The organism is Streptomyces alkaliterrae (assembly GCF_007097205.2).
Classification (GTDB): Bacteria; Actinomycetota; Actinomycetes; order Streptomycetales; family Streptomycetaceae; genus Streptomyces; species Streptomyces alkaliterrae.
Genome location: NZ_VJYK02000615.1, coordinates 1 through 1038, shown reverse-complemented (window position 1 = coordinate 1038; position 1038 = coordinate 1). Strand labels below are relative to the sequence as shown.

General features: G+C 73.2%; 1 protein-coding gene and 1 pseudogene. One reads left to right on the top strand and one right to left on the bottom strand.

The genetic code is table 11. The features are described 5' to 3' along the window. Positions 1–265: pseudogene (locus FNX44_RS29345) on the bottom strand (sigma-70 family RNA polymerase sigma factor); the annotation flags it as partial. A gap of 292 nt (positions 266–557) precedes the next feature. Between FNX44_RS29345 and FNX44_RS27120 the strand changes: the two are divergent. Further along, positions 558–884 (top strand): nuclear transport factor 2 family protein, encoded by a 327-nt coding sequence (locus FNX44_RS27120; RefSeq protein WP_143651602.1) that lies wholly within the window; start codon positions 558–560, stop codon positions 882–884. The last annotated feature ends 154 nt before the right edge of the window (positions 885–1038 follow it).

Genomic DNA, 1038 nt, shown 5'->3' with positions numbered 1-1038 from the left:
CGGCAGGCGGGGGAGGCGTGCCGGGCGGCCCCTGCGGCGGCACGGGCGGCAGTCCGGCCCCGGCGGTGGCGGGTGAGGGCGCGGCGCCGGTGTTCGGCGGGCCGGCGGGATTCGAGGCCTGCGGTCCCCACGGACTGCCCCAGGGCGTACCGGCGGGCGGCGTCATGCCGTCCCCGGGCCGGGAGGGGCCGGTGGTCCACCGGTCACCGCCGGGTGGCACGGCACCCTCGCGCGGTTCCTCTCCCTGTCCGCTGTGCGCTGTCACCGGGACTCCTCGTTCGCCTGGCCTAAATCGTCGGCTCACGCTACCGGTTCACTCGCACGCAGGACCACGGACTCCGTCGCCGGGACTGCGGTGATGTCCGAGCATTCCGGGAATTCCGGCTCGGAAGGTCCGTCACGACACCAAAGCGTGAGGGCTTCGGCCTGAGTACGGTCTCTCGTTTCCGTCCACCGATTGAGCGGCGGGATCGCGCCACCTGCCCGGCCGCCGCCACGCCCTGAGCATGGCCTCCTGGCGGCCTCGAAACCGCCGCCCGGCTGGCAGAATCGGCAGCATGAGCGATCCGATCACCGTGGTGCGCCGCCAGCTCGACGCGTACAACGCACACGACCTGGACGCGTTTGTCGCCACCTACTCACCCGACGTCCGCGTGGACCGCCCCGACGGCACCACGTTGGAGGGCGCCGACGCGCTACGGGCTGCGTACGCCGAGCAGTTCGCGGCTGCCCGCTGTCACGCGGTGGTCGAGAACCGGCTGACGGAAGGCAGATGGGTGGTCGACCAGGAGGCCGCCCACGGCCTCGCGGACGAGCCGATCCGTCTACTCGTCGCCTACCGCGTCACCGACGGAAGAATCGACATGGTCCGCTTCCTCATGTGACCGCCGTACCGGCGAGCCGTGGTCGCCGACCGGTCGCCGGTCCCCGCAGCGGGACCCGAGGCACCGGGCACGGTGGGCTCACCTGCTCCCGCTCGCCCACGGACACCGGCACACGGCTGCCTTCCCCGACGTACGCCGGGCCCCGGCCCCGCAC